At 51.3% G+C, this 9,149-nt stretch carries 3 protein-coding genes; 1 reads left to right on the top strand and 2 read right to left on the bottom strand.

The features are described 5' to 3' along the window. Positions 1–228: 228 nt before the first annotated feature. Positions 229–1,554, bottom strand: coding sequence for an AMIN domain-containing protein (locus QUB35_RS23385; RefSeq protein WP_333144087.1), 1,326 nt, complete (start codon positions 1,552–1,554; stop codon positions 229–231). A gap of 90 nt (positions 1,555–1,644) precedes the next feature. On the opposite strand from QUB35_RS23385, the gene QUB35_RS23380 reads away from it, so the two are divergent. Beyond that, positions 1,645–2,202 carry an NUDIX hydrolase gene (locus QUB35_RS23380; protein WP_333144086.1) on the top strand — a complete coding sequence of 186 codons (558 nt, stop codon included), beginning with the start codon at positions 1,645–1,647 and terminating at the stop codon, positions 2,200–2,202. A 48-nt stretch (positions 2,203–2,250) separates the two neighbouring features. Here the strand turns inward: QUB35_RS23380 and QUB35_RS23375 are convergent, their stop codons facing one another. Further along, positions 2,251–8,682, bottom strand: coding sequence for a DUF4347 domain-containing protein (locus QUB35_RS23375; RefSeq protein WP_333144085.1), 6,432 nt, complete (start codon positions 8,680–8,682; stop codon positions 2,251–2,253). Positions 8,683–9,149: the final 467 nt, after the last annotated feature.

Raw genomic sequence — 9,149 nt, 5'->3', positions numbered from 1 at the left:
GTCCTTTTTGGACGGGCGGGACGCCCATCCCACAATAACAATTAAAATTGTAAGTTATTTAATTCGCGATCCTAAGTAAATTTTGAACAACAAAGAGGTTCGAGGGAAGAAAAAATTCTTCCCTCTTCCTTCTTCCTTCTTCCCTCGAACCTCGAACCTCGAACCTCGAACCTCTTCCTTCTTCCCTCGAACCTCGAACCTCGAACCTCTTCCTTCTTCCCTCTTCCTTCAAAAACCTAACTGGGGGAAATCTTCCGTTAACTGAACTTGCAAAATTTGGCCGGGTTGAATCGTAGCAGGTTGAGGAGCAGCGACGTAAGTTGTAGCAACACCACCGGCTGCTCCCGCCAACAAACCGATACCAGAAAAGCCGCTCAGCAAGAACAAAGCTAAGCCACCAATACCAGTATTTCGCAACAAACTGCGATCGGAAGGCTCTTGTCGGCGGCCGCCCACGGGCTCCGAGCGAGCGAAGAGAGGGATATTGCGGCCGTTGAGACTAATAGCTTCGACCACAAATCGACTGCCGAGGTTCGTTGTTTCAAACCGGCCTATGACCGGCGTATTAGCAGGTACGATCGTATTACCGCGACTGTCGAGAATTCCCCCTTGCAGCAACAGCACTTCCTCTCGGCTGAGCTTCGCTTGCAGCCGCAAAGCCCGATCGCCCGGGTATAGCAAACTCAGCTCCGTGCCAGCCGGCAACAAGACATTCGCCCCAGTCGCAGCCTGCAAAGAAGCATTCGATCGTCCGCGAGGAAGCGGTTCACCAAAAGTAAGCGTCCGCTGTTGGGGTACCGCAGCCGTTATTTGAGGCTCTAGGCGGGGTAGAGCAGCAGCTTGTACCCCACGGCGTTCGTCAAGGCGAACATTGACTAAAGGCACTCTTAGCGGCCGGATTTGGTCATTTGGAGTTGGCTGCTGCGAATAATTTGTAGCGAGATTTAGGGAAGTAGGAGGCTCAGCTCGATCGACCTTTGAGGCAGCAGTTGAGTTGGAATCAGTCGGCGGCTGGTTTTGCGGTACTTGTATTGCAGGCTGGGGTTGAGTTTCGGGAGTTTCCATAATTGGAGTCGGTTCGATCGAAGGACGCAACACCCAGCGATTTTCTACCCCGCTTCTTTGGAATTGAACTTGCCCTGCGCTGAAACCGACTCCAGGAGCCAAATTGACCAGAATTCTCGCCCTTCCCGGTTGAAGTTGACTCACTCCCACAGAACGCACTCTGCCTTGTGGGTATAGCTGAGTTGCATCTACTCCGATCTCAGTATTGGGCAAATCCACAGCAATCTGAGACGGGTTGAGTAGAGAATATGTGGGGGTTGTGCCCTCTGGGAGAGTAATTTCTAGCTGATTTGTCGCCGGATCGAATTTCCAACTTGTGACTGTAGAAGCATTTGCTGGTTGCTGTGTTGCGGGCACTGCTGCAACTGCGGCGGCGACTGCTAGACTCAGACTCAGTGACTCGATCGCAAACAATCCGGGTGCTAGAGAATTAACAGTCAATTTTTGTAAGTCTGCCCAAAATTTTCGTGGTAATTTTTTGTATGGCATGGCTGCTGGGTGAAATTTTTGATCTGAAATAGATTATGGATGGGAAAATTTTGCCTTCGGATGACGCTGAAAGTTTAGCATTATTGCGATATGAAAAATTTAACTAAATGGAAATTATTGCGATCGCGCTTCGTTCTTAACAACAAGTGGTGTCAGGTTCGACAAGATGAAATAGAATTGCCAAGCGGACAAATTATAGACGACTTTTTTGTTAATGTCCGACCCAATATCGCCCTCGTATTTGCCACGACAGAGCAGCAAGAACTTGTATTAGTGCGCCAATACAGGCACGGAGTAGGCGAAATTTTGCTGGAACTGCCTGCTGGATCTTTCAACCCTGCTGAAGAGAGCGGGAAATCGGCAGCCGCCAGAGAACTTGCCGAAGAAACTGGATATGTTGCTGAAGAAATTTTGGAACTAGCAACCTTATATGATAACCCCGTCAAAGACACCAATTCTATCTACCTATACTTTGCTAAAAATGTCAAGCTTGCTAGCAAAATCCAATTGGATATTACAGAAGATATTGAAGTAGTTTTAGTCCCAATTGCCGAAGTTTTGTTAAAAATAGCAAACCTAGAAATTTGTGTAGCAGGAAGCATCGCAGCTATTTTTTTAGGATTAGAATTTTTGAATAAACAGCGGTAAGGTGCTGTGTGAAAGGAACCCTACACGCTGTTTTTTGTGAGGCCTGTCTTAACGAGAAAGAGTCAGAAAGTCCAGAGCAGTAATAGTATTATTAGCCCCAAAAACCTGAGCCAAAACCTCCCCAGTCTCCGCAACTTGCAGCAGTGTGCCATTGGCCGTCGAGTTAATTTGCAAGGCCTCAAAACTCAAGCCGTCAGCCAGGACAAACTTGTCAGTTCCTACGGAAAAATTGAGCACAGTATCGATACCGCTGAAGGCGTTTAACACAAAGTTATCATTCCCCATACCCCCAATCAAAGTATCATCTCCCCCATCACCAAACAGCCAGTCATCCCCAACACCCCCATTGAGAATATCGCGATCTTTCCCGCCGTAAATAGTGTCATTACCATCATCACCATTGAGAGTATCTTGACCTTCATTGCCGTATAACAGGTCATCGCCACTGCCACCGTTGATGCAGTCTTGCTGGCCGTCTTCACCCACAGCGCCTCGCAGATTTTGCCCGCGATCGCCAAAAATAGTATCGTTACCTTCATCGCCGCACAAAATATCGCTGCCCGAGTCGCCGTACATCAAGTCGTTGCCGGCATCTCCCTGTACTACATCGTCATCCTTGCCACCACGAAGGGTATCGTTACCAAAACCCCCACTCAAAGAATCGGAACTCTCACCCGCATTGAGGAAGTCATTGCCATCTCCCCCAAATAGCAAGTCGCGGCCGTTGGCATCCAACACTAACTCGTTTTGCAAACTACCGTAAAGCGAATCGTCTCCCTCATCGCCGACAATGGTATCGGAACCGAGTTCACCCCAAATCCGGTCATTATCTTTGCCACCATAAACTAAGTCATTACCTTTGCCGGCAAAAATGCTATCGTTACCGCTGCCGCCGCCGATGATATCGCCGGTGTCGTTGCCGAAAATTAAATCACCTTCATCGGTGGCAACTGTACTGCCCGCTGGAGTGCCGTAGTCGCCGACTATGGTGTCAGAACCTAGATTGCCGTAGAGAGTATCCGAGTCAGTTTCGCCGAAAATGCCATCGCCCCCTTTGCCTCCAAACAGCAAATCGAAGCCGTTACCACCTCGCAAGGTATCGTCTTGTTCTTGGCCGTTAAGTAGGTCGTTGCCATCGCCTCCCAACAGTAAATCGAAGCCGTCGGGGTCGCTATCGAGGGAGTTGAGCACGCCGCCAAACACAGAGTCGTCTCCGTTGTCGCCGGAAAGGGTGTCTGGGCCTTTGTCACCCCAAATCAGGTCGTTGTCGATGCCACCGTAGGCGATGTCGCCAGCTTTGCCGGAGTAAACGGTGTCAGAACCTTGATTGCTAGTAATGGCATCGCCTGAAGACCCGCCGAAAATCAGGTCGCCGTCGTTGTCGGTCAAGTCGATGTTGTTGCCGTTGTCGCCGACTATGGTGTCGGCACCGCGATCGCCGTACAATGTGTCTCCATTGCGATCACCAAAAATGCGATCGTCTTGTTTGCCGCCAAATACGGCATCGGTTTGTTTGCCGGCGTAAACGATGTCGTTGTCGAGGCCGGAGGCGATGAAGTCTCGCTGTTGGTCGCCGAAAGCGATATCGCTGCCTGCTTCACCTAACACTGTGTCGTCGCCACCTTCGGAGAGAAACAGTTGGTTAGTTTCGTTTCCTGTTAAGGAATCGTTTCCGGGAGTCCCGATGCTGGTGTTTTGGATGTCGATGAGTTGGGCGGCGTTTGAGTCGAAGTTAAGTATTTGCGAAGGCCGGGGTTGGATAAATGTGATGAGAGGGGGCTGGGGCAAAGGGTCGCAACCGCAACTGGTATCCGGTTCGGGTACTGGGTTGAATATAGGGGTTGGTTCTGGGGCTGGTGTTGGTGTTGGTGTTGGTTGCGGGGCTGGGGTTGGTGTTGGTGTTGGTGTTGGTGGTGTTGGTGTTGGCGCCGGTGTTGGTGTGGGTGGTGTTGGTTCCGCTGCGGGTGTTGGTGTTGGCGCCGGTGTTGGTGTGGGTGGTGTTGGTTCCGCTGCGGGTGTTGGTTCCGCTGCGGGTGTTGGTGTTGGTTCCGCTGCGGGTGTTGGTGTTGGTTCCGCTGCGGGTGTTGGTGTTGGCGGTGTTGGTGGTGTCGGCGTTGGCGGTGTTGGTGGTGTTGGTGGTGTTGGTGTTGGCGGTGTTGGTGGTGTTGGTGGTGTTGGTGTTGGCGGTGTCGGTGTTGGCGGTGTTGGCGGTGTCGGTGTTGGCGGTGTTGGCGCTGGTGTTGGTGTTGTTGGTGTTGGGGCCGGTGTTGGTTCGTTCAGGGGAATGGCAGAGACAGTAGCGCTGGCGGGGCTGGTAGCGCCCTGATTGTCTGTAGCGCTGTAGGTAAAATTTGCGGTGGTAAAGTTGGCTGTCGATTGGAAAAATAATTGGTTAATGTCCGCAGGTGTCAAAATTTCACCAGCGGTGACAATCCGGCCGCCGGTTTCGGGATTGCCTAAAAATATCAGCCCTTCATTTGCTGGTGGGACGGTGTTGATGGTGAAGGATGCGATCGACCCGTCGGGGTCGGTTCCTCCGAGTCCTGCGATCGCCACAGCGCTGCTGGGGGCGATATCGAGGTTGACGTTGTTAGCTACTGGCGGTTTGTTTGGCACGGGTTCCCGTGCCGATACAGTAGCGCTCGCGGGGCTGCTGGCACCCTGGTTGTCTGTAGCGCTGTAGGTGAAATTTGCTGTTGTAAAGTTGGCTGTCGATTGGAAAAATAATTGCTTAATGTCAGCCGGTGTCAGAATTTGACCGGCGGTGACACTCGTGCCGCCAGTATCGGGATTGCCTAAAAATATCAGCCCTTCATTTGCTGGTGGGACGGTGTTGATGGTGAAGGATGCGATCGATCCGTCGGGGTCGCTTCCTGCGAGTCCTACGATCGCCACAGTGCTGCTGGGAGCGATTTCGAGGTTGACGTTGCTAGCTATCGGCCGTAGGTTGGCGGGAGTCGGAGTCGGAGTCGGTGGGAGTGGGGGAGTCGGAGTCGGGGCAGCGGTGATAGTGGTGGCAACAGTTGCGCCGGGATCGCGACCGTTGTTGTTGGCAGGATTGGGGTCTGGGCTCGTTGAGGTGCTGCTAGCAGTGTTGGCGATGGGGCCGCCGGTGGCGGGCACTGCGAAACTGACGGTTCTGTTGGCGCTGGTTGCCCGGGCTAGGGATGGGATGGTCGTCCAAGTCACAATACCTGTAGTTGCGTTGTAACTTCCGCCCTCTGAGACGCTGACTCCTGTTAAACCAGGAACAATGGTGTCGGCGATCGCCACATTGGTTGCCGCACTCGGCCCACTGTTAGTCGCCGTAATTGTGTAGGTGACAGTCGAGCCCGCAGCCGCACTAGCGGGCCCGGTTTTGACTGTCACTACATCGGCACTCTGGGTGATAGCAGTGGTAACTCTTGCCGACGGGCTGCTGCCGTTGTTGTTGGCAGGATTGGGGTCTGGGCTAGTTGAGGTGCTGCTAGCAGTGTTGGCGATCGGGCCACCGGTGGCGGGAACTGCGAAACTGACGGTTCTGTTGGCGCTGGTTGCCCGGGCTAGGGATGGGATGGCCGTCCAAGTCACAATACCTGTAGTTGCGTTGTAACTTCCGCCCTCTGAGACGCTGACTCCTGTTAAACCAGGAACAATGGTGTCGGCGATCGCCACATTGGTTGCCGCACTCGGCCCACTGTTAGTCGCCGTAATTGTGTAGGTGACAGTCGAGCCCGCAGCCGCACTAGCGGGCCCGGTTTTGACCGTCACTACATCGGCACTCTGGGTGATAGCAGTGGTAACTCGCGCTTGAGGGCTGCTGCCGTTGTTGTTGGCAGGATTGGGGTCTGGACTCGTTGACGTGCTGCTAGCTGTGTTGGCGATGGGGCCGCCGGTGGCGGGAACTGCGAAACTGACGGTTCTGTTGGCGCTGGCGGCGCGGGCTAGGGATGCGATCGCCGTCCAAGTCACAATACCTGTAGTTGCGTTGTAACTTCCGCCCTCCGACACGCTGACTCCTGTTAAGCCCGGAACAATGGTGTCGGCGATCGCCACATTGGTTGCCGGACTCGGCCCACTGTTAGTGGCCGTAATTGTGTAAGTGACTGTCGATCCGGCGATCGCAGTAGCGGGCCCGGTTTTGACCGTCACTACATCGGCACTCTGGGTGATAGCAGTGGTAACTCGCGCTTGAGGGCTGCTGCCGTTGTTGTTGCCGGGATTGGGGTCTGGACTCGTTGACGTGCTGCTAGCTGTGTTGGCGATGGGGCCGCCGGTGGCGGGCACTGCGAAACTGACGGTTCTGTTGGCGCTGGCGGCGCGGGCTAGGGATGCGATCGCCGTCCAAGTCACAATACCTGTAGTTGCGTTGTAACTTCCCCCCTCCGAGACGCTGACTCCTGTTAAGCCCGGAACAATGGTGTCGGCGATCGCCACATTGGTTGCCGGACTCGGCCCACTGTTAGTGGCCGTAATTGTGTAGGTGACTGTCGAACCCGCAGCCGCAGTAGCGGGCCCGGTTTTGCGCGTAACTACATCGGCAATATTGTTCGTGATAGTGGTGGTGACTCTCGCATCCGGGCTGCTGCCGCTGTTGTTGGCGGGTACGGGATCGATCGTGTTGCTGCTGCTGAATACACTGTTTGTAATAGGGCCGAGTGTAGTTGGGGCCGTAACGGTTACGGTGCGGGTGGTGCTGGCCCCAACAGGTAAATTCGGAATACGCCAGGAGACCAGTCTCGTTGTCGGGTTGAAAGTGCCACTGCCGTCGGCACTGCCAAATACTGCCCCTCGGGGCAGTTGGTCTTCAACCAGCACGTTTTCGGCCGGGTTCGGGCCATTATTTACTGTCGTAATTGTGTAAGTAATGCTGCTACCCGGTGCCGCTGCAGCCGGGCCTTTTTTCGTTGTCGCAACATCTGCTGTAGTAGTCGGCACGTTTATAGTTTGGATCGACAAAGTGCGAATGTCGTGAATATTTGTTGCGTCTCCCGTTGAACCAGCAAAACCAAATTTGAATGTTGCCGGGATTTGCCCGTTTATTCCCTCTAAATTGCCAATGTCGATAATAGTCTCGCCCGGATCTGTAAACGAACCATTATTGTTGAGATCAAAGCTAACAGTAAGTTGACGGTTGGGCGTTGCAGAAGAAGTGGGAGGTTGCAAAATAACTTGAACTCTTCTTCTGGCTGGTTCGCGAGTGCTAGTAATGCTGTTGATTGGCGGACTTACGGGATTGGGAATATTATCTACTCCCCCCGGCACAAAGTTAGAAGTTAAAAACCGATATTGCGTAGCTTGGCTACCTCGAAGCGTTACCGAATCTGGTCTAGACCCGTCCGCAGTTCCGCCTATACGCCCTTCATTCTGAGTTGAAAAATTTCCGAATTCATCAAATCCAATTCCTAAATAACCTCCGAGTAAACCGGCCTGATTTTCGTTTATATTTTGGGCGTAGCCGAGAGAACCTCCATAGCCTCCAGCTTTTGTTGGCGTCACACTACCGTCAATTAAAAAGAAACTTATGCCGTCCCCTGTCAAATTATTGGATAAATTCGGACGTGCAGTGCCGTTGTAGGCAAATATATCGAAGACAATTTTAAGGCCACTGCTGGCTGGTACCGCACTGTTATAGATGGCAAAAGTAGATTGGTCAAAACTTCTTGAAGTTAATCTCAAAGCCCCGCTGCCGGGCGGGTCGATGTTCAAACCCGGAAAACTCTCCGTTCCGGTTCCTGCTGTTAAAGCTGGAAGGTCTGCCGTGCCGCTGACCCCAGATATCCAAGGCCCTATTAGACTTGCATCTTGAAAAGTTTCGTCAACTAAAGTAATGAGGACAGCGCTGTAAGTTTCCTGCGTTTTTGTTTCAAATGCTATTGCGGTTTTTACTCGTCCTGCTGTAACATTTAATTTCCAGTTTCCTCCTAACTTTGCACTGCCAATTAAATTGTTGGAAGCGGCTATATTTGCACCTGTTAGTTCTCTCAGCTTCCGCACGAAAGCCATCCCTGATTTTCCAGCCCCAACCCTACAGGCTAATAATAAAATATCGGCTTTTTCCGTGAAAGCATTTCCCCACTGCTGCAAATGCCGATCGTACTTTGGTAAGTTTTCATCCTTCAGTACAGTTGACCCCAGTTGCACGGAAGCTTCATTGCCGTGAGCAACAATCTGAAGGCTGGCAATTAAGCTGCGTTTAGCTAGAATCTCGGTAATTTGTTCTACTCCGTCCAGAGTTTGATCGAGGACAATTATCTCTGTCCCCGGTTTGACTCCGCTGGCAAGATGCTGATAATTCTCTACCCTCGGATCGATGCAAACTAAATGTTTTTTATGTTGAGTATTGACTGCCAGACTCGCTTTTGTTAAACAGGAAATATCCCTCACCCGATCGCTGACTAACTGCCCCCCCATCAAAGAAGCTTTTATGCAGTCGGTGTCGCGGCTATCGCAACTTGATTTGTGAATCGGTGAAGAGTAGTTGCACCATAAATTTTTCATGAGTTACATAGCTCCTTGATTTGTTAATTATCAGTCTTCAGTGGTAGATATTATTGTTAAGGGCTCATAGGAAATTTCTCACTGCTAATTTCTCGACTTCGCATACCTAACAAGTTCTATTTACTTCGATTTTTTTTAAATCGACATCTTCCCCAAGTATCAGTTCGCTGTATTTACCTTATAAATTAGGCGTTTTTTAGCCAAGTCAGACGTGGCGCTAAATTATTTACCTATAAGAAGAAACAGATAAGATGTACGAAAATACGCCGACGGCAGCCAGATTTACTGCCTAAAAGTAGTTGACAATTGTTCGCTTTTGGAGTACATATGGTGTAGTTATTCTGACTTTTAGTAGGACGTGATTCCTGATAAAAAACCAATTTAATGGTATTCAATCAGCCGAATCTCAGCTTATCTCTATTTCCATCAAAAAATGGTTATAAATTTTGTATTCATAAACTCCGTCC

It is taken from the genome of Microcoleus sp. B13-B6 (genome assembly GCF_036705405.1).
Lineage (GTDB): Bacteria > Cyanobacteriota > Cyanobacteriia > Cyanobacteriales > Microcoleaceae > Microcoleus.
The sequence above is the reverse complement of the archived record's forward strand: the minus strand, read 5'-3'. Positions and strand labels throughout refer to the sequence as shown.

Coding starts and splice junctions, on each gene's coding strand:
- QUB35_RS23380 (WP_333144086.1), top strand. CDS start 1,645: ATGAAAAATTTAACTAAATGGAAATTATTGCGATCGCGCTTCGTTCTT.
- QUB35_RS23385 (WP_333144087.1), bottom strand. CDS start 1,554: ATGCCATACAAAAAATTACCACGAAAATTTTGGGCAGACTTACAAAAA.
- QUB35_RS23375 (WP_333144085.1), bottom strand. CDS start 8,682: ATGAAAAATTTATGGTGCAACTACTCTTCACCGATTCACAAATCAAGT.